The organism is Flavobacterium sp. LAR06, assembly GCF_041946075.1.
GTDB lineage: Bacteria > Bacteroidota > Bacteroidia > Flavobacteriales > Flavobacteriaceae > Flavobacterium.
In genome coordinates this window covers 295228-318269 of sequence record NZ_JAUTYT010000003.1, presented here as the reverse complement: position 1 = coordinate 318269, position 23042 = coordinate 295228, and the positions used below count along the sequence as shown (strand labels likewise).

Genomic DNA, 23042 nt, shown 5'->3' with positions numbered 1-23042 from the left:
TGTAATGAGTTTCAAACAAAACTTTTCTCAACTTTTTTTAGCAGAACAGGTATCAAGTCCATTTTTACAATCATCTTTGAAATAAAAGATATCTTTTAAAAGCTTTAATTTTTTCCCTTAATTCAGAATTTTCACTTTCAAGCGATTTTATGTAGCGGGTTACAAACTCCTCATCTTGAATATCGTTGTTTTCTATTTCTGATGTTTTCTCATGGTCGTTTTCTTTCGTAGGTATGTATAGCTCTTCAAGGTCAACATTCAGGGCTTTGGCGATTTTTTTCCACTCAAATTCTGTGATTCTTTTTTTTCCGCTTTCTCTTCTGCTGTAGTTTGATTGAGTCATCCCGATTAAATCAGCTAACCCCTCTTGAGACAAACCTTTGTTCTGTCTCATTTTCTTTAATTGTAATATAGACACTTATTTTTTATTTCTTACAAATTAAATGAAATTAAAAAATATAATTTGTAGAAATTTTGTTAAAATTTATATTATCAGTATATTTTTTTCGGGGAAGGTAAATTATTAGTCATTTTTAGTATATCGATAAAAAATTAATAATTTTTTTCTCGGATAACTTATATAATATGTATTGAATAGTATTTTTAATAAAATACGGCAGAATCAATTCGCATAAAATTGCATAGGAATTATAAATAATACCATTTATGTTTGTCCAAAATATCTTATGTATTTGTTGTCTTAAATTTTCGGATTTTGAGAGAAACAAAAAAAAAACACTTACAATTAAAAGAGTCAGCTTTGCTGAAAAATAATTTTATGAATTATTAATTCATTTAAAAATCGGGTCAATTTCAAATCTGCAAATTCGATTTTTAGATAATTTTAGGGTAGTACCGTTTAATATTGTCTTGATAAATAGGGTGAAATTATCCTGCTTTCTGGGGAAAAACTAGAGTTTGTTAATTATTAAATATATAAAACTTATGAAATTAAACAAAATTAAAATTTCTCGTTTAACAAATGCACAGGCGAAGGCAGTAAATGGCGGTTATGGCATTGATAGTACACAACATAAATTTACATGCGGATGGTGTACTTCTAGTGGTACAAGTACTATGGAAGTCTGCAACATAACTCAAAATAATCAAAGCACTTGCTACCATTGTTAGCCTGTTTTAATTAAGACAACCTGTCAGCATTATAGTGAATTAAAGAATTAGTGAGGCGTCAAAACCTCATTAATTTTTTATGGAGCCACAAATAAACAGCCCTCTTTAATTTGTTTTTTGCAGACATGCCTTTTTAAGAACATTTTAAAAGGGTTTATTAGAATATCATAAGTAAAATCGCATAAAATTGCATAGGATTTATAATTGTTTCGAATTATGTTTGTGAAAAATATCCTATGTTTTTTATTATGAGTTGCGTTATATAAGCTATAGAGTAACGTAAAGTATTATTAATTTAAATACCGTAATCAAAAGTGTGTGATTATAGATTTTATAATTTTAAGAATAAACATGAACTTAAGAATTACGTTGTTAATAATACTGCTTTTTGGCTTTCATAAAATTGGAGCACACACTGCTAGTGGTCAAGGCACGGATACATATGACATTGAAAAACTTTCTTCTCTCTGTAAAATTTGGGGCTTTTTAAAATACTATCATCCAAGTGTAGCTAAAGGAACATATAACTGGGACGAACAATTGATACAGCTATTCCCGCAGGTAGCAGAAGCAAAAAACCAGAATGAACTTTCAAATGTTTATTTAAAATGGATTGAAAATCTGGGAGAAGTTAAGCCCTGTAAAAGTTGCATAAATAGTTCAAAGGAAGAATATTTTGATAAAAATCTGGATTTTTCCTGGCTTGATAATAAAAATCTTTTCAGCGAAGAACTTTCAAAAAAACTCAAATACATTCAAAATAATAGATTTCAGGGAGAGAATTATTATGTAACAGCAGGGAAATCAGGAAATATTCAAGTGAAGAATGAGTTGAAATATGACAATTTTAATTTTCCTGAACAGAATTATAGATTATTGAGTCTTTTTAGGTACTGGAATGTAGTAGAGTATTTTTACCCTTATAAGTATCAGACAGATGAAAATTGGAATGAAGTTTTGAAAGAAATGATTCCAAAATTTTTAAATGCGGGGAATGAGATACAATATCATTTGGCAATGCTGGAGACAGTCATCAAGTTAGATGATTCACATGCTAATTTTTACACTGTTAAGATTCATGATTTTTTTGGAAGAAAATATATTCCAGCCTATTTTAATATTATTGAAAACAAGGCCACTATTACTGGATTTTATAATGATTCTTTGGCTAGAATGAACGATTTACGAATTGGGGATGTCATCGATAAGGCTGATGGAAAGGATGTAGATAAGATAGTCATTGAAAGGAAAAAATATGTAAGCGGTTCAAATAGCAGAACTAAGGCGAAGAACTATGACTTTTTTGTGTTAAATGGCAGTGCGGATTCTTTGAAATTAACAGTGAACAGAGGAGGCAGGGAAATTGAAAAAAAAGTTGGAAGATTCGATGATAAATATTTTAAGAATAATACAACAATGAATGGGGTAAAATACAGATTGTTGGATCATAATATTGGATATGCAGATATGAATTTTTTACAAATGGCAGATGTTGATCAAATGATGCTAGATTTTAAATCTACCAAAGCCATTATCATCGATTATAGGAAAGGGATGAATTTTAAACCATATTTGATTGCAAGGAGATTAATTCAATCTGAGAAAGCATTTGCAAGGTTAATTGAACCTGATTTATCCTATCCGGGAAGATTTGTATGGCTGAAGCCAGAAACAATAACACCGATTAAGAACAAATATTATTCTGGAAAAATTATCGTATTAGTTAACGAAAATACCCAAAGTGCTTCTGAATATGCTGCAATGATATTGCAGACAGGAGATAATGTAACGACAATTGGCAGTACGACAGCCGGTGCAGATGGCGATGTTTCGAATGTTGAATTCGTAGGTTTTAGGTCATTCATCAGTGGACTGGGCGTGTTTTATCCAGACGGTTCAGAAACTCAGAGAAAAGGTGTGAAAGTAGACTTAGATGTATACCCGACAGTAAAAGGACTTCAGGAGGGAAAAGATGAAGTTTTGGATAGTGCAGTAGATTTTTTAAAAAAGTCAAATAAGAATTAATATTAACCCTTTAAATATAATAACCAATGAAATTAAACAAAATTAAAATTTCTAAATTGACAAATGCTCAAGCAAAAGCAGTAAATGGAGGTTATGGAAGCGACAGCACAAAGCATAATTTTACTTGCGGGTGGTGTACTTCTAATGATAACACTTATCAGATTAATTGCAGCACTCAAAACAACGGACAAAATACTTGCTACCACTGCTAGTATCGTCTAATTAATATCGATCTTAGATATTAGTATGAATTCCAAAGAGTAATGAGGTGTTAAGCCTCATTACTTTTTATAAAACCTCTCATTAATAAATCTTTAGGGTAATCAAAAATCTCGCCTCTTGTATTTATTGAATTATCATTTTTTATTTAGGTAATGGAACGTAAAATAATAAGCAAAATCAATCTATTTAATACTTATCTTGATCTGGACGTCAAGAATAATACGGATATATCATTGTGCAATGGAATAGGCTCACTTCCTGTGTATTATTACTTGCAGTACAAGTTAACAGGCGAAGAAGATTATATAGTTAAAATTCATAATATAATTTCTAGGATAATTGAGCTGATAAATGACACTGAAGTAATGGTTTCTTACTGTAACGGAATAGTGGGAGCCGCTCATGCATTTAATTTTATAAAGAACAAAGATATTCTAAGTTCCGAGGCTTTTACTGATATAGAAGATGCGCTTTTAGCTATTGATGATAACGTCGCAGCGTATTATATTGAGCAGACAAAAAGTATTGCGGATATTGATTTTCTGCACGGTGCCTTTGGTGCCGCTTTTTATTTGGTAGAAAGACTTTCAGATAACAAGGATTTCTCTTTTCAGGAAAAAGTTATCAAATTGTTTGAACTGCTCTGTAATATTATTTTATATGAAATTAAAGAAACTGATAAGGTCAAAGAACTGCATGATATTACTGAAGAAACTCATGTGACAAATTGCGGTCTTGCTCACGGACATATTTCATATATACTAATTTTGTCAAAATTTCTGGAGCACTTTCCAAAGAATGAACTCGTTAGGGAAACATTAACCAAAAGTGTTCAATGTGTTTTGGAGTTCGAAAGTACCAATGCAAATGATTTATCTCAATTTCCAAGTATTGCTGTAAATGCTAAAACAGCAAATTACACCACCTCTCTTGGCTGGTGTTATGGCGATCAAACAATTTCTTTAGGACTGTATAAAGCAGCTGGTATTTTAAAGGATGACTCTTTAAAAGAAAAGGCTCTTCGTCTCGCTTATATTAATCTTGCCAGAAATACTACAGATAAAATGTTTTCAAGCCGGGATAATTATGATGCCTGTCTTTGCCATGGCTTGACAAGTGTAGCTTATATTCATAAAAAATGGTATTCAATATCTAAAGATGAGAAGTTTTTCAATGAATATGAAAGGTTGACTGAGGCCGTTTTAAAATTTGGTGAAAACGAAAAAGGTATTGGCGGCTATCAAAAACGACTTGGAGATGGAAAACTGGAGGATTCGGTGGGCCTGCTTGACGGTATAATTGGAATAGGAATGTTTTTTATCGATTATCTATTGGAATTTGATGATTGTGGCTGGGATAATTTATTTCTGTTAGATGTACAATAGCTAATTAATTTTTAAATGACACAACAAAACACCTACAGAGCCTTTCCAAATTTTCTTTTGCGCAGCCCGCTTTTACCTTTTAATTATTTTAAAGAGCTGACATCTAAGGAAACTATATCTGATGATGATTTCAAGAAAATTTTTGAAAGAGCAGACTTGAAAGAGGCCATTTTTTTAGCAACGCCAGTATTATCTATAGAGTTGGAAAAATGGCTGGCCGGAAAAATTGAAGATCAAAATAAGATTGAAAGAATTAAAAATTCTTTGCTTAAGTATATTGCCAGAATGTCCTCAAGAGCTACGCCTTTTGGAATTTTCGCCGGCTGTGGCGTTGGTGAGATTGGTTCAGAAACAAAAATTATTCTTGACGATATTACTAACAATGAAAGACACACAAGATTAGATATGAATTATCTTGTTGCTTTGTCGCAGGATCTTGTCAAAATTGATAATATTAAAAGGCAAATACTGTTTTATCCAAATACGAGTATTTATAGGTCAGACAGTCAGCTTAGATATGTGGAGTTCGGATATGTAAATAGCAACAGACAGCATAATATGATGGCTGTTGATAATTCTGTTTATCTTCAAAAGGTACTAAAAGCAACTGAACGCGGCATGCTGATGCATGATATTATTGAGCTACTGGTTGATAATGAAAATTCTTACAAGGAAGTAGCCGAATTCGTAGAAGAATTAATTTTAAGCCAGATTTTAGTTAGTGAGCTTGAACCATCAGCCTGCGGACCAGAATTTTTGGATCACATTAAAAGTGTTTTAATAAAGATTGAAAACACGGAAGAACTTCTTGGCTTAATAAGTTATATTGAAGAAAGTTTAGCACGTTTAGATCGTAAGATTGGAAACGATCCGAAAGACTATATCGATCTTAGTAATAAAATAAAACAGTTAGGAACAGATTTCGATATTAAATTTTTATTTCAGACAGATGTAGTTTTAAGTACAGATTCAAATGTGCTCAGCTCTTCAATTGTTGATTCTGTCATTAAGGGAATGGGGTTGTTTAATAAAATTACAATTCCGCCAAAAGAAACTTTACTACATAAATTTAGAGATGCCTTTTACGAGCGATTTGAAGACAGAGAGGTTTCTTTAGCAAAAGCTTTAGATGTAGAAATGGGAATAGGCTACATTCAAAATCAAGATATTTTGGATAGTAGTCCTTTAATAGATGATTTGATATTTCCTCCAAAAGAAGATTCATCTTCATTGAAGCAAGTCGATTTGTCTCATGCTCATACAATACTCAATAAAAAAATTTTCAAAGCCTTACTCAATAAAGATTACAGTGTAAAACTATTAGATCAAGATTTTGCAGGCCTGCGCGAAAACTGGACTGATCTTCCCGATACAATATCTTGCATGATTGAAGTGGTAATTGAAGATGGAGAAGAAAAAATAGTTTTAGGTGATGCCGGTAATTCCAGTGCTGCAAACTTATTTGGACGTTTTTGTCATGGCGACAAGACCTTGAAAGATTATACAATGCGTATAACTGATATGGAAAAGAAAATGAACGAATCAAAAATTATTGCAGAGATCAATCATCTTCCCGAATCAAGGGTCGGAAATGTTTTACTCCGACCTCATTTTAGAGAATATGAAATTCCGTACTTAGCAAAATCTACATTAGAAGCCGAAAATCAATTGAAAATTGATGATCTGCATATTTCTGTAAAAAATCAGGGAAACATTTATTTAAGATCTTTATCTCATAATAAAGAAGTACTTCCACGCCTTTCTAATTCGCACAATTATCGTTCAAATGCTCTTCCTATTTACCATTTTTTGGGTGATATGCAATTACAGCACAAAAGATCAGGTATAGGCATGGATTTAGGCCCGTTTACAGAAGATTATGATTTTATTCCAAGGATTGAATATTACAACTTGATAGTATCACCTGCGATGTGGAATATAAATAATATGGATATTGCTTTGCTTGTGGAAAAAAGTAAAAGTGCCGATTTATTAATGAAAGAAGTGCAGCTATTTAGAAATAAGAAAACCATTCCCCAATATATTATGCTTATCGAATCGGATAACCAGTTATTGGTAAATCTGGAGAATTTTACATCTGTAAAAATGTTTTTAAATACTGTAAAAAATAAAACGAAATTCAGGATAAAAGAATTCTTGTTCAATGAAGCAGGTATCGTAAAGAGTAAAGACGAAAAGCATTTTCACAGCAACCAAATTATATTATCATTTTACAACAGTTCAAAATTAAAGAATGACTAAAAAAATACAAAGGAGTTTTATTGTTGGAGATAATTGGGTTTACTTTAAAATCTATACAGGAACCAAGACGGCAGATTCTATTTTAGTTGAAATTATAAATCCTCTTACAGCTGTTTTAATCGAGCAGAAGATTATTGATAAATGGTTTTTTATAAGGTACGGAGACCCCAAGAATCATTTACGGGTTCGTCTGCACTGTATTGACAGGTCAGATATAAATAAAGTAATGAGCCTGATGATGCCTCATTTTGATCATTTGATAAAAGAGGATTTAATATGGAAACTCCAGACAGACACCTATCAGAGAGAATTGGAAAGATATGGGGAAAACACAATGGAGATTTCCGAGGAAATGTTTTTTCATGACAGCTCTCTAATGATAAACGCTTTAGAATTAATCGGCGGAGAAGATGATGAATTAAGATGGTTGTTTGCCCTGCGAAGCATAGACAATCTTTTAAATAATTTTAAATTTTCTACAGAAAAAAAACTAATGCTCTTTGAGCATCTAAAAAATGGATTTGCGACGGAGTTTGGGGTGAAAAAGGATTTAAATAAACAAATCGATTTTAAATACAGAAATCACAGAAATCAAATAGAAGAAATTTTAAGTGCAAATAAAGAGTCATCCTCGGTTTTTTTTCATTTGATCGACATTTTAGATGTTTTTAATAGCAATATAAAACCAATTGCAGAGCAAATATTAGAATTTAACAACAAAGATCTTCTTATGGTTGAGTTGAATAATCTGCTCATAAGCTACATACACATGTCAATGGTCCGGCTTTTTAAATCAAAGAACAGACTTCATGAACTTGTCATTTATGATTTTTTGTATAGATATTACAAATCATGTAAGGCAAGAAATACAGTGGAAAATACACTGGTTATTAGTTGATTTAAGGGATATTGTGTTATTAAAATATAAAAAAAAACATTTTTTTTATGAAAAAAATTGGATTGATAAATATTTACATGGGGGAGTTTCCGTGGTTTTTTAAACTTTTTTTAAAATCATGCGAAGCAAATCCTACCATAGATTTTTTCATTTTTACTGATACTATTATTGAGTATAAAATAGCAGCGAACATAAAAGTTATTCCTTTTACTCTTCAGGATTTTAACCTCCTAGCCACAGAAAAACTAGGATTAGATATTAATGTTGAAAAAGGCTACAAACTTTGTGATTTCAGACCTGCATTTGGCATTTTGTTTTCAGAATATCTTCAGGGATATGATTTTTGGGGCATAACTGATATTGACGTTATTTATGGAAGAATACGCGAATTTCTAACCGATGATCTGCTTAATGAATATGATACAATTTGTGTAAGACATGCCTTTATAACGGCATGCTGTATGCTTTATAGAAATAGTAATTACGTAAACAATCTGTATAAAGAAAGTAGAGATTATAAAATGATTTTTACTACCTCAAAAAATTATGCTTTTGATGAAACTAATTTTGAGAATTCACCATTTTTTACTGAAATACATGACATTTTTAAAATGAATTGTGAAATTGAAAGTATTCAGCATGTGATAGTAAGAGAGATGGATAAAGGAAAAATGAAAGCTCATTTTGATTTTATGCTTGTTGAAGGAACTCCAGGAAGACTTAAATGGGAAAACGGGACTTTTTCTTATACGGGAAAATTCGAATTCATGCTTTATCATTTGATGTACTATAAATGTAATTATTTTGCGAATAATAAATTGAAATGGGATGAAATTCCGGATGTTTTCTATATAGACCGTTTTGACTACAGGCAGGATAATTTACTATCAACTAGATTGAGAGTTTATTATGACAATACAATTCGTCCTTTTATCTGGAATGTGGGCAAACGACTGGACTCCTTTTTTTCTTATGCTTTAGTTCGAAAAAAGGTTAAATATCTTGCAGAAGGAGACTATTCGTATTATTTGGATAAAGAAAATGCTATTATTGGCAGAAATGAGGATGGTTCAAATTTTATTACAATTAAAAAACACAAGCGTGCTTCGCTTTATGAAATGACTTTTAATAAAGGATATTTTTTTGCAGACAACTTAGGACTGATCTGCAAGGTCAATGAAGAAGAGTCTCATATGAGGAATAAATTTGGTATTATACATAGCAGCGGTCATACTACTGCTTACAATAAAATAGAGAATCATACTATAATTTGAAAAATTTCACCAATTATATTCAAACGGATTTTAAAGACTGCGGTCCAACCTGTTTAAAGATTGTTGCCAAACATTATGGAAAAACAATTAATATACAGGATTTAAGGGATCTAAGCGAAACTACTAGATACGGAACTAATTTGTATCAGTTGAGTGAAGCTGCTGAGACTATTGGCTTTAGGAGTATTGGCGCAAAGCTTAACTTAGAAAAGTTGCTGGAGGTCCCTCTGCCTTGTGTGCTGCATTGGAATAAAGTGCATTATGTGGTGCTTTATAAAATAGTCATTAAAAATTTAAATAAAAGTTCCCGAACACTCATCTTTAAAATTTCTGATCCAGCAATTGGCCTTATAGATTATTATGAGGATGAATTTTTAAAGTTTTGGATTGGACTAAATGCAGATTCTTCCACAGAGGAGGGTATAGCATTATTACTTGAACCTGCGCCAAAATTTTTTCTGACAGAGTTTGATAAAGAAGAGCGCAGCGGGTTAGGATTTCGTTTATTATCTCAGTATGTGCTTAGATATAAATCTTTTTTAGTACAATTGAGTATTGGACTACTTTGCGGGAGTCTGCTGCAGCTTATTTTTCCCTTCCTTACCCAAAGTATAGTTGATGTTGGCATACAGAATCAAAATATTAATTTTATTTATTTGATTCTTTTTGCCCAGCTTTTTCTTTTTGCTGGAAGAACCTGCCTTGAGCTTATAAGAAGCTGGATTTTACTGCATCTTTCGACACGAATTAGTATTTCGCTAATTTCCGATTTCTTCATCAAATTGATGGATTTGCCAATTTCTTTCTTTGATGTCAGAATGACCGGGGATATCATGCAGCGAATAAATGATCACAGCCGTATAGAGAAAATTTTGACTACCTCTTCGCTGAATGTTTTTTTCTCATTTATTAATATGATTGTACTTGGGGGAGTTTTGGCCTATTTTAACCTGCAGATATTTTTTGTCTTTTTTGGCGGAAGTCTGCTTTATTTTAGCTGGATTACGCTTTTTCTAAAAAAAAGAAAAATATTAGACTACAAGCGCTTCTCTGAAGTAAGTAAAGAGCAGGGTAAAGTTATGGAGCTAATTAACGGCATGCAGGAGATTAAGCTGCATAATGCGGAAAAACAAAAAAGATGGGGGTGGGAATATGTTCAGGCAAGACTTTTTCGCGTTTCGATTAAAGGTCTAGTGCTGGAACAGACCCAAACAGTGGGGTCATCTGTTATAAATGAGGTTAAAAATATATTTATAACATTTCTTTCAGCCAAATTGGTCATTGACGGTGAAATTACTCTTGGAATGATGCTGGCCATAAATTCTATTGTAGGAAGCTTAAATGGCCCTATTGCGCAGATGATTAATTTTGTGAGAGAACTTCAGGATGCTAAAATCTCTTTGGCCAGATTATCGGAGATTCATGATAAAGAAGATGAAGTGCAGCAGGAAGCCCATCAAACTAATGAAGTTCCGTATGATGCTGATATTAAAATAAAAGATCTTTCGTACCGCTATCTGGGATCTGATATTCCTGTTTTAGACAATTTAAGCCTAGTGATTCCTGCAATGAAAGTAACGGCAATTGTAGGGTCGAGTGGAAGCGGTAAAACCACTCTGATGAAATTACTGCTTAAATTTTATGAACCAGATAAAGGAGAAGTGCTGATAGGAGATACACAATTAAAAAACATCTCTCAAAAAGCATGGCGCTCTAATATTGGAACTGTGATGCAGGAAGGATTTATTTTTAGTGACACCATTGCCAATAATATAGCGGTAGGAGTCGACAGTATAGACAAAAAGCGTTTGATTTATGCCTCAAATGTTGCCAATATAACAGAGTACATCAGCGGACTGCCTTTGGGGTATAATACTAAAATTGGCGCTGAAGGAACTGGTATGAGTACAGGGCAAAAACAACGTTTATTGATCGCAAGAGCAGTTTACAAAAATCCAGAAGTTTTATTTTTTGATGAGGCAACTTCGGCTTTAGATGCAAATAATGAGAAAGAAATCATGCAAAAACTAGATGTATTTTTTAAAAATAAGACAGTTGTAGTAATCGCCCACCGATTAAGCACTGTGATGAATGCAGATCAGATTGTAGTTCTGGATAATGGGAAAATTATTGAAATAGGTAGTCATTTGGCTCTTGTCGGCCAGAAAGGCAATTATTTTGAACTAGTTAAAAACCAATTGCAATTAGGAAACTAAATCATGACAGAAGATACATTAGAATTAAGAAGTGAAGAGGTTCAGGACATTCTTACCAAGGTTCCGCATTGGATGATCCGTTGGGGAACCATTTTCATATTTGCCATTATTGTTATGCTGTTTTTTGTTTGCTGGTTTGTGAAATATCCAGATGTTGTCAGCACCGATATTGTGATTACTACCAATATTCCTCCGGAAAAGATTGTTTCTAAATCTTCTGGCCGCATTGAAGCAATTTTGGTAAAAAATAAAACATCTGTAGCCAAAGGCGGTATATTAGCTGTTATTGAAAATACGGCTGACTATAAAGATGTTTTTCTGCTTAAAAGAATTGTCGACAATTATGATATCAATAATTCGAAAAAAGAATTTCCTTTTGCTTCATTAAAAAACATGCAGTTGGGAGAAATTGAAAGCGCTTTTGCTGTTTTTCAGAAAGATTATCAGGCGCAGCAATTAAATGAAAATCTGCATCCTTTTGAAATTGAAACTAAAGCACAAAGCGCAGAAAAAATGCAGCTTAAGGACAGGCTAGACATACTTCAGCAGCAAAAAGCCCTTAACGAAAGTGAACTGCAATTAAATAAAAATGAAATTGTTAGGTTTGAAACGTTATTCGATAAAGGAATTATTTCGGCGCAAGAAATGGAAGTAAAAAAACTCGAATATCTTCAAGCAATGAAAAGTTATAAAGGACTGCTGACTTCTATTTCTCAAATTAAATCGTCATTAATTGATAATACCAAATTAAGCCGTAATTTACAGATCAACAGTACCAAAGAAGAGATTAACCTGGATAGAAGCGCGGCGCAGTCATTTTATCTGTTAAAGAAAGTGATAAAAGATTGGGAACTGACTTACACATTGAAATCTTCTGTCAGTGGAGTGGTTACTTTTTTGCAGGTTTGGAATGAAAATCAGACCATAAATGTTGGGGATAATGTTTTTTCAATAATACCATATGCTAAAAATACTTATATAGGAAAAGTAAAAGCCCCAGCGTTAAATTCAGGAAAAATAAAGGTGGGGCAACGCGTAAATATCCGTCTGGCCAATTATCCGGACAGGGAATTTGGAGTTTTAAAAGGTGAAATTAGAAACATTTCATTGGTGCCGGATCAAGATGGAAATTTATTAGTGGATGTATCACTTCCAAACAGATTAAAAACCTCTTACAGCAAACAGATTGTCTTTCAGCAGGAAATGAAAGGAACTGCAGAAATTGTTACGGAAGATTTAAGATTGCTGGAAAGAATTTTGTATCAGTTTAAAAGTCTTTTTAAACATGTTTAAATTCCTTATTGTTTTTGAAAATAAACTTTATTACTAACTAATGAATAAACATTGTATAATAGCCGCCGTAGGCAAAAACAGCTTACACCATGAGTGGATTGACAAGAAATCTCGATTTGATCTTCATTTGATAGTTTATGATGACTCATATGAATTGTTTAAAAATGATTGTTCCAATGTTTCTGCACAAAAAGGATATAAATTCAGATTAATTTATGAATATCTATCTAATAATCCTGAACTTATTGATCAGTACAATTATTTTTATATGCCTGATGATGATATTTCGATTAATAGTGCTAACATTAGACGCTTGTTTAAATACATGAAAATTTTTAAGCTCGATGCTGCACAGCCTGCCATAGGAAATTCCTATTATTCTCATGATCATACTGCAAAAAACAAAGATTTTCTGCTTCGATTTACAAATTTTATTGAAATTATGCAGCCGTGTTTTTCCAATGATGGTTTGAAAAAAGTGCTTTTTACTTTTAATGAGTCGATAAGCGGATGGGGTATTGATTATCATTGGGGAAGAATTCTCGATTACAGAAAAATGAACATGGCGGTAATTGATGATGTAAGTTCAGAGCACACTAGAGCAGTGCAATCTGACCATCATGAAGAAATGAATGCCTATGTTGAAAAATATTCTTTAAGTTTTGATATTTACGATATTAAATTATGAAAGAATATGACTTCTTAATTGTGGGATCTGGATTGTACGGTGCAGTATTTGCACGCGAGATGACAAATGCAGGTAAGAAATGTTTAGTTATAGATAAAAGAGCTCATACGGGAGGGAATGTTTATTGTGAGAACATAGATGGTATAAATGTGCATAAATATGGACCGCATATTTTTCATACCAATAGCAAAGAAATCTGGGATTATGTTAATTCCTTTGTAGAGTTTAATAATTTTGTATATTCTCCACTTGCAAATTATCAAGGTAGGTTGTATAATCTGCCTTTTAATATGAATACTTTTTACAAATTATGGAATATTGAAAATCCAGGTGAGGCCGAGAAAAAAATACAAGATCAGATTTCGGCTTCAGGTATAGTTAATCCTGTAAATTTAGAGCAGCAAGCGATTACCATGGTAGGTAAAGATGTTTATGAGTTGTTAATCAAGGGATATACAGAAAAGCAATGGGGAAGGAAGGCAGTAGATTTGCCAAAGGGAATAATTAAACGTTTACCCGTTCGTTTTACTTTTGATAATAATTATTTTAATGATAGGTATCAGGGAATTCCAATAGGAGGTTATAACAGATTAATAAACGGTTTGTTATCGGGTGTGGAGGTAAGGACAAGTGTTGACTTTTTTAAAGACCGTGATAATCTTTCGAAAATGGCTGATGTTTTAGTATATACAGGTAAATTGGACGAGTTCTATAATTATAAGTTTGGATGCTTGGAATATAGAAGTTTGAGATTTGAACAGGAAAAACTAAATGTGCCTAGTTATCAAGGTGTAGCAGTTATAAATTTTACAGATGGTATTATTCCATATACACGAGTTGTAGAACATAAACATTTTGAATTTGGGAGACAAGAGTATACTATTATAACTAAGGAATACCCTCAAGAATGGTCTTTGGGAATGGAGGCCTATTATCCTATTAATGATGTAGAAAATGAAAAAAAGTTAAACTTGTATAATACTCTCGCTAAAAATGAAAGAAAAACAATTTTTGGCGGACGTTTAGCCGAGTACAAATACTATGATATGCATCAAGTAATAGCTGCTGCGCTTATGAAAACTAAAAAAATGAAGAGGAGTTAAGTTTGGTATATATTTTCTTTAATTTTTAATAGATTACTTGGTTATTAATGGATGGAATAAACAATTTTTTTAACTTTTGTCAAGCGACAATTATTAATATCAGATAAAAGAACAGAAGATTAGACTAAATGGATATGATCTTGTTGCAAAATAAACTGTCATACCCTACAAACTTGATTGATATAACTAAGACAGTATGATTGTGAAGTTGTCTCACTAGAGCGGTTTCTAGATATTTTCCGTAGCTTGTCTAAGGGGAAGAATAACTAAAAATTCAGCGCCATTATCTTTCTCTCCGGTAGCAATAATTTTTCCATTATGTCTTCTTGCTATTTTTCTGCAAAGCGAAAGGCCAAGGCCATTTCCTTCGAACTGGTCTTTGGAGTGGAGTCTTTCAAAGGCATCAAATATTTTTTCTGCATGAATTGGATCCAGTCCAATGCCATTGTCCTTGATTTTTATTTCAAGTAATTCAAGGCCATCTATATTAATAACAGTTGAAGTTATGATTACACGTGGCGGCTCGTCCGCTTTTGAGAATTTAAGGGCATTATGGATAAGGTTGTAAAAAAGCTGATGGATAAGTATTGGCGCCCCTTCTATAGTAGGCAGCTCACTTATGACAAGGATTGCTCCTTTTTCATTTATGATGAGTTCCAGATCTGTTTTAATATTTTCAATAACCTGTTCAAGATTTATTTTTTCAACAGGCTGCGTTTTTTTATCTAATGTGGAGTAGGCGAGAATGCCCTCTATGATAGTCTGCATTCTTTGGGCGGACTGATCTACTTTACCCAGGTATTTTTTTGAGTTTTCATTAAATATGGTTTCAGGTTCATTTCTTAGAAGAATGTTGAAGGTTTTTATTTTTCGGACAGGTTCCTTCAGGTCATGGCTCACTACGTTGGCAAAATGCAGAAGATCATCATTGGACCTCTGTAATTCCTCTGTATTTTCTGCAACCTGTTTTTTCAGCTCTTCCTGAAATTGTTTCTGCTCATGAATATCCTGTATAATTCCAATAATAGTAATGGGATTGCCATTTTCGTCTTTGATGATTTTGCCGTCTATTTTTACCCAGCGTATTGAACTGTCATCGTTTACAATTCGGGCCTCATAAGACATTTTCCCAGTAAGCTGCGCCTCTTGATGTGCTTTTTCGCGCACAGCCTGATCTTCGGGATGCAGTTTTGCAATAAGCTCTTCATTGGTTATTTCCTCTTCAATGGACCAGATTGCATTAAAATTGCCGCAGGTTTTGATTTTTTTTGTAGCAAGGTCAATCTCGTAGGTTCCCATACCGGATGAGTCGACGGCCATCCTGAGCCATTGATCTGAATTTTGCACCTCTTGTTTAGCCTGATGCAGATCTGTAACATCAGCTCCGGTATTCATTACACCGTAGATGTTTTTCTGAGCATCAAAAAGGGGGATGAAACTATAATTAAAATAATGCGATTGCATCTGGCCATTTATCACCAGATCAACCTTTTTATCCTTGGCATGAAAAGGAACACCTGTTTTAAATGCGGCAAGAGCCTGATCAAATATCTGCTGGTTTTGAATTTCGGGAAGAATCTCCAGATAATTTTTCCCTATTACATCTTCTCCTTTTCCCCAGGTAAGAATCATGGCAGGGTTTGCCAGTTCAACCTTTAGGTTTTCGCCTGTATATACCGCAATAGGCAGGGGCGTGTTATCCACTATATCTTTCAAAAGCTTTAAATCTTGGTACATAGCAGTTTGTTTTTCTAGGCGAAGCTAGTTTTTTATTAATGGGTTTGGTTATATGTATTTCTTAAAGAGTTGCACAATTCCAATATAATTATATATTACCTCTTGGATATTTTATTATTAGAAATAGAACGCTGACGACTGCATTTAAAACGATCTATACCAGAAGCCCGTTTAGCAGAATGTTTTGTATTGCAATTTTCCACACGCCTGCGCCATAATTTGTAACTGCTGAATTTTAATTCTTTTTTCATTAAAGCTTTTACAGCTGCTTCTGATAAATTAAATTGAAAATAGATGGCATCAAATGTTGTTCTGTCTTCCCACGCCATTTCAATAATACGATCTAAATCGATATCCGAAAAATTATTTGATTCTTTTTTCATCCTGCCTTTTATTGATTACTATTTGCAATGGCTCAAATTTATACTTAACAAATAAGCTCCATTTGATCAATGATTAAATTAAATTCTTGGTACTAATATAAGCAAAAGAATATTTTGTTTAATATTTTGACAAAATAGTTAAACAATGATTATCTTTATGATGCCAAAAAAGGGTTTGATTTTTGAAATGATTACCGAAAATTAAACCCTTCGCAAAATTGATATAGAAATCAATTATACAATCAATTGCATTTTTAAATAATTATAAGAAGCAAAATCGTTAATTTAAAAGTAAATAAGATGAATAAAATTGTAATTATAGGAGGCAGTAAAGGAATTGGTAGCGCTATTTTATTGCAGCAGTTAGAAAATAATTTTGTTTATAATATCTCAAGGTCTGCCCCAGATATTTCGCATCCTAATTTAATTCATTTTTCTGCAGATGTGCTTTGCGATGTATTACCAGAAATTGATGATATAGACACTTTAATTTATTGTCCGGGATCGATAAACCTAAAACCTGTTTTAAGTTTGAGCATTGATGATTTCAGGCAGGATTTTGAAATTAATGTAATTGGTGCCGTAAAAGTTATTCAGCATTATTTGCCGGTTTTAAAAAGAGGCAAGAATCCTTCGATTGTTTTATTTAGTACAGTTGCTGCAAAATTAGGAATGCCTTTTCACTCCAGTATTGCAGCTGCAAAATCAGCCGTTGAAGGCTTGGTTAAATCTCTTGGTGCTGAGCTTGCTCCAGTAGTACGTATAAATGCCATAGCTCCTACCATTACAGAGACTTCGCTATCTGCTTCGATTTTGCGAAATGATCGTATGAAAGAAAATATGGTAGAGCGTCATCCAATGAAAAATTATTTAAAAGCCCAAGAAGTTGCCCAAATGGCAGACTATCTTATTTCTGATAAAGCAGGATCAATCTCAGGTCAGATTTTCCAGATGGATTATGGACTAGTTACTTTTAAATTATAATAATTAGAAAACAAACAATGAAAATTCTTTTAACAGGCGCAACAGGTTACATAGGAAAACGGCTCTTGCCAATCTTGATTGACCAGGGGCATGATGTGATTTGTGTTGTACGAGATAAAAACAGGTTTTATTATCCAGAAAAATTTGAGAAAAACATTAAGGTTGTTGAAGTAGATTTCCTAAATCCTGAAAGTCTGGTAAACATTCCCAATGATATTGATGCGGCCTATTATTTGATTCATTCGATGTCCGGTTCTGCTTCAAATTACAATGAACTGGAAAGTATTTCGGCAAATTATTTTCTGGAAAGAATAAATAAAACAAATGCAAAACAGATCATTTACCTAAGCGGCATTGTAAATGATAAGTCACTATCCAAACATTTATCGTCAAGAAAGGCAGTGGAAGAAATTTTGATGGCAGGAGCAATTCCAACTACAACTTTAAGGGCTGGAATCATTGTAGGATCGGGCAGTGCCTCATTTGAAATAATACGTGATTTGGTAGATAAACTGCCTGTGATGATTACCCCAAGATGGCTCAATACCAAATGCCAGCCCATAGCAATTTCGGATGTCTTGGAATTTTTAACAAAATCACTGCTCAATCCTGTTACCTACAATCAGAGTTTTGATATTGGAGGCCCTGATATACTTACTTATAAAGAAATGCTGCTGCAATTTGCCAAGGCTAAAAAACTAAAAAGACACATTTTTACCATCCCGGTGATGACACCCAAATTATCTTCCTACTGGCTGTATTTTGTGACTTCGACCTCTTATAAATTGGCTTCTGCCCTGGTTAGCAGTATGAAAGTAGAAGTTGTCTGCAAGGACAATCGCATCAATAATTTATTAGCAGTAACACCAATTAGTTACAAAGAAGCATTGGATAGGGCACTCATAAAAATAAATGAAGATAATATTGTTTCGAGTTGGAAAGATTCACTTGTAAGCGGCCAGTTTAAAGGAAATTTAGCTTATTATCTTAAGGTTCCCAAAAAAGATTGTTATATAGACAGAAGAAAAAGAGAGATTATAAATAGGGAATACACTATTGAAAAAATTTGGTCGATTGGCGGAGATACAGGATGGTATTATGGAGACTGGCTTTGGGATTTGCGAGGGTTTATTGACAAAATTTTCGGAGGAGTTGGAGCGAGGAGAGGAAGAACACACAAAAGCATTATATATCCGGGCGATGTATTGGATTTTTGGAGGGTATTATATGCAAATAAAATAGAAGGAAAGTTGATTTTATATGCAGAAATGAGATTACCCGGTGAAGCATGGCTGGAATTTAAGATTATTAACAACACCTTATATCAGGCTGCAACCTTTAAACCAAAGGGAATCTTAGGAAAATTATACTGGTATTCGGTTTTGCCTTTTCATGGTTTTATTTTTAAAGGGATGATTGAAAAACTGATCCGGTAGGATCCTTGCCGGGAAAAAAAAAATGATGAAATTCTACGCAAATCAATGAAGTTAACCCCATGGTAAAGTTATGTTTAAAAATAAAAAAAAATAAAAAACTCAAATTCAGTCAGTTTTGGTTTAATAAAGCTACCTTTACACCCTTAAATACATTAAAATGCAAGAAGGTACAGTAAAATTTTTCAATGAAGAAAAAGGGTTCGGATTTATAACTCCTAATAATGGAGGTGCCGAAGTTTTTGTTCATGCTTCAGGTCTCTCAGAAAACATCGCTCAAAACGATGCAGTACGATATGACATCGAAGAAGGCCGTAAAGGTCCAAACGCAGTAAACGTAGTTGTAGCATAATATACTATCACAGTTAACTTAAAAAGGCGCCTCTAATCAGGTGCCTTTTTTGTTTTATGGATGTGGTGTAATATTGTTTCTTATGAATATTATAGTATTTATTTTTGGGAGCTATTCCCGCTGTATGTTGCACCCGAGCGCAAGAGAACTCGCGAAGCAATATTTTGTACCTAGCCTCGGGTCAATTATTTTTTAGGAGCTCTTCCCGCTATACGCTGCAATCTTTTGTGCCGAACACCGGCACAAAAGATTTTCACTGCTCTCGGGGCTAGGGCTGCTGATCAGCCCTGTTTTGTCTTGGAAAACTGCACATTCAAACCCAATTGATGTCTTTCTATTCAACACAGGGACTTGTTTTTCAGCTTTGCTGTACACTCAGCTTTTATACGGTTCTGTCGCATCTTTGAGTAACTTTTACCTTTAGAATTTTAAACCGATTAAAAAATGAATACTAAAGGGCATTGTTATCCAAAATACATAATTCTTCAGTCAGTATATTTCAAATTAAGATTTACACTTAGTTACCGGGATGTTGAAGAAATAATGAAGATTAGAGGGGTGCTTGTGGATCATGCCACGATCCAGCGCTAGGTTTATAAGTTTGCACCTTTGATTGAGTCAGAGATGAAGAAGAAAAAAGGCAGAGTGGGGGCAAGCTGGAGATCGGATGAAACCTATATCAAAGTAAAAGGTATTTGGTGTTATTTATATCGAGCAGTAGATAAATTAGGCAATACGGTTGACTTTCTTTTGACCAGAAAAAGACAAAGAATGAGTGCTCAGTCATTTCTAATTAAAGCAATTAGTAATAACTGCCGGCCAAGAGTAATAAACATTGATAAAAGCGGTTCTAATACTGCCGCTATCAAAGTCTATAACAAGCGTTCGTTCTCTAATATTAAAATCCGACAGTGTAAATATCTCAACAATATTGTAGAGCAAGATCATCGTTTTATCAAGTGGCGAATACAAAACGGATTAGGCTTTAAAAGTTTTGAATCGGCCAAAAGAACCTTGAGTGGAATTGAAGTTGTGCATATGCTGAGGAAGAATCAGATGATTGAACAAGGGATAACTATGTTTAAATCATTCTGTAAATTGACAGGCTAACTTTTAAATTACTTAAATTCTTATATTTGATTCTGACAGATGCGACAGAACCGCAAAAACAAGACATAAAAAAAACCTATTTTATTATAAAATAGGTTTTTTTATTTTTTATAAGTAGTGAACAAAAAGTTCTGAATTTCACGAAGTTTAAATCATTAATTTATAATCATTTCAATATCCTCTGTGTTTGTAGTAGGCAGTGAATTTTCAGTAGGTTCATCCCAATGCCCCCAGTCTCCTTTATATGGAGTGCGGTAGGCTACATCGCAATTATTGTCACCGTAAGCCATAACCTGATAAGGGCATTTTTGAATTTTCTGAGATTGAATATTTAAGTTTTCCATGGCAGCTTTATTTTTCGTAAAGATAGTATCAGCTTAAACCTATTTGTTATACTTAAAGGGTTAGTAGTTACGTAATTCCCATTAGTATAGTATAAATAGCAGTGACCTCGACGGAACAAATGTCAAACATTTTTTGGAAGGTTTGGAACGTTACTGAATATTGTGATGTCTAAAAAGGGGAAATTTACCCTTTAGAATTGGGTGTATATCCTGCTGTTTTTCAGATGAATAGTTAATAGATTTGTCTCATAATTTAATATTAAACCGTATGCCGAAAAGGGAATAGAGTAGGTAAACAACAAGTTAATTATTATGAGAAATTTTATTAAAGGAAGACTTTTAGGACGTTTATGCGAAGACTGTGAAGAAAATGTCAGTCAGGTTAAAGTACGTTTGTACCTGCCTGAAAGAAGCACAAATGTTGAAGGTGCGCTAGCTGCTTCCGAAAAAGAAACATTTAAATTATTAACTCCACAGGAAGTTAAGGAGAAAGAAGGCAGATTAGTAGGTGAGGGAATGACTGAGGATTCAGGTGAATTCCTGATTGAATTAAAAAGAGATTATGCTGATTCAGCCTTAGAATTTGATTTTGAATGTGGTACAGTGCCTAAAGGACCCCTGCCACCGAAAAAAAATCCAATAAGACAATTCCACGTTACTACATTTTATCCGAAATGGGATGCTGAAGGCCAGGCTACAGCAGATACCAGAATCGGACAATATTCTTATGCGATTCCGAACAGATGGTGGTGTGAAATTAAAGGACGGTATTTTGATGTGTGGACTATCTGCGGAAAATTAGTAGACTGCAAAACCGGTAAGCCATTAGTTGGAATTAACGTGATTGCCATGGATGCCGATTTTATTACGGATGATGAGCTTGGTACAGGATTAACCGATAGTAATGGGCATTTTACCATTTATTACGATTCTCTCAAATTCAAAAAAACGTTTCTTTCACCAGCTTTCAATATTGAGACAGATATTACATTTCCTTTTGCCAGCGGTCCGGATGTGTATTTTCAACTCGAATATAACGGGCAGAGATTTGCCTTGGAAACCGCGGCTAATCGAAGAAACAATGTGGGATATTGCTTATGCGTGAAATTATGTTCTGATAAACTTATACCTGTTGATCCTCCGATCCCGCCTTCCTTTACCCATTTTGGACTGTTACAGCATATCCCTATCCAGGCAGGAATCACAGATGGTAAAGCCAGCGGATCTGCATTCTTTTCATCCGTTAATATGGTGGGTTCTATCAGCAAAAAAATTAATGGAAACCAGATGCAATATCTATTTGAATATCAGGAGGTAGCCACTCCTGCAACAGCGCTTAATCCGGCAGGTTGGCATCCGGTTGTACCTAATATGATTGCTAAAACAAATATTGGATACTTGTGGACTCCTTCAGGAGATCCGGCAAATCCGTTTAATCAAGAGCCATACTATATTAATGGTACAGGAACAGAAAAAACAGTTACTTTTAATGGTAATTGGATTGAAGTACCTCAGGAATCCAATTTTGCACCGCATACAGATGCTCAAATATTATGTTTGAACACCGAAACACTTACCGGTGTAACAAATATTGATATGGGAATGCCAACGTCAGGTATTGGAAATTCAACAGTTTCTGCTGCACGTCCTCATACTCTGAATCGTTATTTTGCGATTCGCATGAGACAAAGAGAAGGCAATAACAGTGCGACAGAACTTGTAGCCGGTACTTCTAAAGCCATTAGTATATACAATGTTATTTATAACAATGTAAACAAACACGGAAGTTGGGCTCCAGCAACTGTCAATGGCCAGCGTATAGCATTATCTCTGGATATACAGGAAATAATATCAGGCATGAGCGGATGCAGTAAAATAACAACGGCGTTGCATATAAAATATGGCGCTCGAAATCAAAATCTGGGTAGCGTTGGCCTTTCTATTATAGGTCCTCACAAACCAGGTCAAAGTTTTGATTTTAATCCTATTGCTCTTATGGCAGCTCCGGAAACTTTTGGGACAACTGAATTGGTGTTTACGCCTCCAACACAGACTGTTAATGATTTATTGCCTTGTGCTTATACAATCAAAGCAACAGCAACAGCAAATCTTACAAATGGTGAAGGCGGAGTAGGAACTTATGAAGATTTAGTTTCGTTCTGTAAAGTTGATTAGTTAAAGATGCCTTAACGGAATTATTAC

General features: G+C 33.7%; 18 protein-coding genes and 1 pseudogene. 15 read left to right on the top strand and 4 right to left on the bottom strand.

Features of this window, described 5'->3' with window-relative positions; genetic code table 11:
• Positions 1-70: 70 nt before the first annotated feature.
• On the bottom strand, positions 71-394 hold the full coding sequence (locus Q7C23_RS06415) for a helix-turn-helix domain-containing protein (protein WP_375031722.1): 324 nt from the start codon (positions 392-394) through the stop codon (positions 71-73).
• A 1088-nt stretch (positions 395-1482) separates the two neighbouring features.
• Between Q7C23_RS06415 and Q7C23_RS06410 the strand changes: the two genes are divergently transcribed.
• The 10 genes from Q7C23_RS06410 (at position 1483) to glf (ending at position 14497) form a co-directional block, all read left to right on the top strand.
• Positions 1483-3156, top strand: a complete 1674-nt coding sequence (locus Q7C23_RS06410; protein ID WP_375031721.1) for a S41 family peptidase — start codon at positions 1483-1485, stop codon at positions 3154-3156.
• A 26-nt stretch (positions 3157-3182) separates the two neighbouring features.
• Positions 3183-3368, top strand: a complete 186-nt coding sequence (locus Q7C23_RS06405) for a hypothetical protein (protein WP_375031720.1) — start codon at positions 3183-3185, stop codon at positions 3366-3368.
• Positions 3369-3530: 162 nt separating this feature from the next.
• Positions 3531-4763: a lanthionine synthetase LanC family protein gene (locus tag Q7C23_RS06400; RefSeq protein WP_375031719.1), complete on the top strand. Its 1233-nt coding sequence runs from the start codon at positions 3531-3533 to the stop codon at positions 4761-4763.
• A 15-nt stretch (positions 4764-4778) separates the two neighbouring features.
• Positions 4779-7025, top strand: coding sequence for a lantibiotic dehydratase family protein (locus Q7C23_RS06395; protein WP_375031718.1), 2247 nt, complete (start codon positions 4779-4781; stop codon positions 7023-7025).
• Positions 7018-7923 carry a thiopeptide-type bacteriocin biosynthesis protein gene (locus tag Q7C23_RS06390; protein WP_375031717.1) on the top strand — a complete coding sequence of 302 codons (906 nt, stop codon included), beginning with the start codon at positions 7018-7020 and terminating at the stop codon, positions 7921-7923. The genes Q7C23_RS06395 and Q7C23_RS06390 overlap by 8 nt, the downstream gene beginning before the upstream one ends.
• A 47-nt stretch (positions 7924-7970) precedes the next feature.
• A complete protein-coding gene (locus tag Q7C23_RS06385; protein ID WP_375031716.1) occupies positions 7971-9197 on the top strand; it encodes a DUF6625 family protein in 1227 nt (408 codons plus the stop codon).
• Positions 9194-11413, top strand: a complete 2220-nt coding sequence (locus Q7C23_RS06380) for a peptidase domain-containing ABC transporter (RefSeq protein WP_375031715.1) — start codon at positions 9194-9196, stop codon at positions 11411-11413. The genes Q7C23_RS06385 and Q7C23_RS06380 overlap by 4 nt, the downstream gene beginning before the upstream one ends.
• A 3-nt stretch (positions 11414-11416) precedes the next feature.
• Entirely contained in the window at positions 11417-12706 is a 1290-nt protein-coding gene (locus Q7C23_RS06375; RefSeq protein ID WP_375031714.1) for an HlyD family secretion protein, read from the top strand.
• A 40-nt stretch (positions 12707-12746) separates the two neighbouring features.
• Positions 12747-13394, top strand: coding sequence for a hypothetical protein (locus tag Q7C23_RS06370; RefSeq protein WP_375031713.1), 648 nt, complete (start codon positions 12747-12749; stop codon positions 13392-13394).
• Positions 13391-14497 carry a UDP-galactopyranose mutase gene (glf, locus tag Q7C23_RS06365; RefSeq protein ID WP_375031712.1) on the top strand — a complete coding sequence of 369 codons (1107 nt, stop codon included), beginning with the start codon at positions 13391-13393 and terminating at the stop codon, positions 14495-14497. Before Q7C23_RS06370 ends, glf begins: the two co-directional genes overlap by 4 nt.
• Before the next feature lie 228 nt (positions 14498-14725).
• Here the strand turns inward: glf and Q7C23_RS06360 are convergent, their stop codons facing one another.
• Together Q7C23_RS06360 and Q7C23_RS06355 are read right to left on the bottom strand one after the other, a co-directional pair.
• The gene (locus Q7C23_RS06360; RefSeq protein WP_375031711.1) at positions 14726-16234 is read right to left on the bottom strand and encodes an ATP-binding protein; all 1509 of its coding nucleotides are present in this window, start codon (positions 16232-16234) and stop codon (positions 14726-14728) included.
• Positions 16235-16329: 95 nt separating this feature from the next.
• The gene (locus Q7C23_RS06355) at positions 16330-16617 is read right to left on the bottom strand and encodes a TIGR03643 family protein (protein WP_375031710.1); all 288 of its coding nucleotides are present in this window, start codon (positions 16615-16617) and stop codon (positions 16330-16332) included.
• 300 nt (positions 16618-16917) lie between these two features.
• Between Q7C23_RS06355 and Q7C23_RS06350 the strand changes: the two genes are divergently transcribed.
• The 4 genes and pseudogenes from Q7C23_RS06350 to Q7C23_RS06335 all read left to right on the top strand — a co-directional run bounded on the left by Q7C23_RS06350 (position 16918) and on the right by Q7C23_RS06335 (position 20496).
• Positions 16918-17601 carry an SDR family NAD(P)-dependent oxidoreductase gene (locus Q7C23_RS06350; RefSeq protein ID WP_375031709.1) on the top strand — a complete coding sequence of 228 codons (684 nt, stop codon included), beginning with the start codon at positions 16918-16920 and terminating at the stop codon, positions 17599-17601.
• 17 nt (positions 17602-17618) lie between these two features.
• On the top strand, positions 17619-19037 hold the full coding sequence (locus Q7C23_RS06345) for an SDR family oxidoreductase (protein ID WP_375031708.1): 1419 nt from the start codon (positions 17619-17621) through the stop codon (positions 19035-19037).
• A 157-nt stretch (positions 19038-19194) separates the two neighbouring features.
• Entirely contained in the window at positions 19195-19386 is a 192-nt protein-coding gene (locus Q7C23_RS06340; protein ID WP_375031707.1) for a cold-shock protein, read from the top strand.
• 444 nt (positions 19387-19830) lie between these two features.
• Positions 19831-20496: pseudogene (locus Q7C23_RS06335) on the top strand (IS6 family transposase).
• 155 nt (positions 20497-20651) lie between these two features.
• On the opposite strand, the gene Q7C23_RS06330 reads toward Q7C23_RS06335, so the two are convergent.
• A complete protein-coding gene (locus Q7C23_RS06330) occupies positions 20652-20840 on the bottom strand; it encodes a hypothetical protein (RefSeq protein WP_375031706.1) in 189 nt (62 codons plus the stop codon).
• Between the two features lie 312 nt (positions 20841-21152).
• Here Q7C23_RS06330 and Q7C23_RS06325 point away from each other — a divergent pair, with 312 nt between their 5' ends.
• A complete protein-coding gene (locus tag Q7C23_RS06325) occupies positions 21153-23015 on the top strand; it encodes a hypothetical protein (protein WP_375031705.1) in 1863 nt (620 codons plus the stop codon).
• Positions 23016-23042 lie beyond the last annotated feature (27 nt).

Bases quoted from the DNA above. Each gene is read 5' to 3' on its own strand.
- Q7C23_RS06415 (WP_375031722.1), bottom strand. From the start codon at position 394: ATGAGACAGAACAAAGGTTTGTCTCAAGAGGGGTTAGCTGATTTAATC.
- Q7C23_RS06410 (WP_375031721.1), top strand. From the start codon at position 1,483: ATGAACTTAAGAATTACGTTGTTAATAATACTGCTTTTTGGCTTTCAT.
- Q7C23_RS06405 (WP_375031720.1), top strand. From the start codon at position 3,183: ATGAAATTAAACAAAATTAAAATTTCTAAATTGACAAATGCTCAAGCA.
- Q7C23_RS06400 (WP_375031719.1), top strand. From the start codon at position 3,531: ATGGAACGTAAAATAATAAGCAAAATCAATCTATTTAATACTTATCTT.
- Q7C23_RS06395 (WP_375031718.1), top strand. From the start codon at position 4,779: ATGACACAACAAAACACCTACAGAGCCTTTCCAAATTTTCTTTTGCGC.
- Q7C23_RS06390 (WP_375031717.1), top strand. From the start codon at position 7,018: ATGACTAAAAAAATACAAAGGAGTTTTATTGTTGGAGATAATTGGGTT.
- Q7C23_RS06385 (WP_375031716.1), top strand. From the start codon at position 7,971: ATGAAAAAAATTGGATTGATAAATATTTACATGGGGGAGTTTCCGTGG.
- Q7C23_RS06375 (WP_375031714.1), top strand. From the start codon at position 11,417: ATGACAGAAGATACATTAGAATTAAGAAGTGAAGAGGTTCAGGACATT.
- Q7C23_RS06370 (WP_375031713.1), top strand. From the start codon at position 12,747: ATGAATAAACATTGTATAATAGCCGCCGTAGGCAAAAACAGCTTACAC.
- glf (WP_375031712.1), top strand. From the start codon at position 13,391: ATGAAAGAATATGACTTCTTAATTGTGGGATCTGGATTGTACGGTGCA.
- Q7C23_RS06360 (WP_375031711.1), bottom strand. From the start codon at position 16,234: ATGTACCAAGATTTAAAGCTTTTGAAAGATATAGTGGATAACACGCCC.
- Q7C23_RS06355 (WP_375031710.1), bottom strand. From the start codon at position 16,617: ATGAAAAAAGAATCAAATAATTTTTCGGATATCGATTTAGATCGTATT.
- Q7C23_RS06350 (WP_375031709.1), top strand. From the start codon at position 16,918: ATGAATAAAATTGTAATTATAGGAGGCAGTAAAGGAATTGGTAGCGCT.
- Q7C23_RS06345 (WP_375031708.1), top strand. From the start codon at position 17,619: ATGAAAATTCTTTTAACAGGCGCAACAGGTTACATAGGAAAACGGCTC.
- Q7C23_RS06340 (WP_375031707.1), top strand. From the start codon at position 19,195: ATGCAAGAAGGTACAGTAAAATTTTTCAATGAAGAAAAAGGGTTCGGA.
- Q7C23_RS06330 (WP_375031706.1), bottom strand. From the start codon at position 20,840: ATGGAAAACTTAAATATTCAATCTCAGAAAATTCAAAAATGCCCTTAT.
- Q7C23_RS06325 (WP_375031705.1), top strand. From the start codon at position 21,153: ATGAGAAATTTTATTAAAGGAAGACTTTTAGGACGTTTATGCGAAGAC.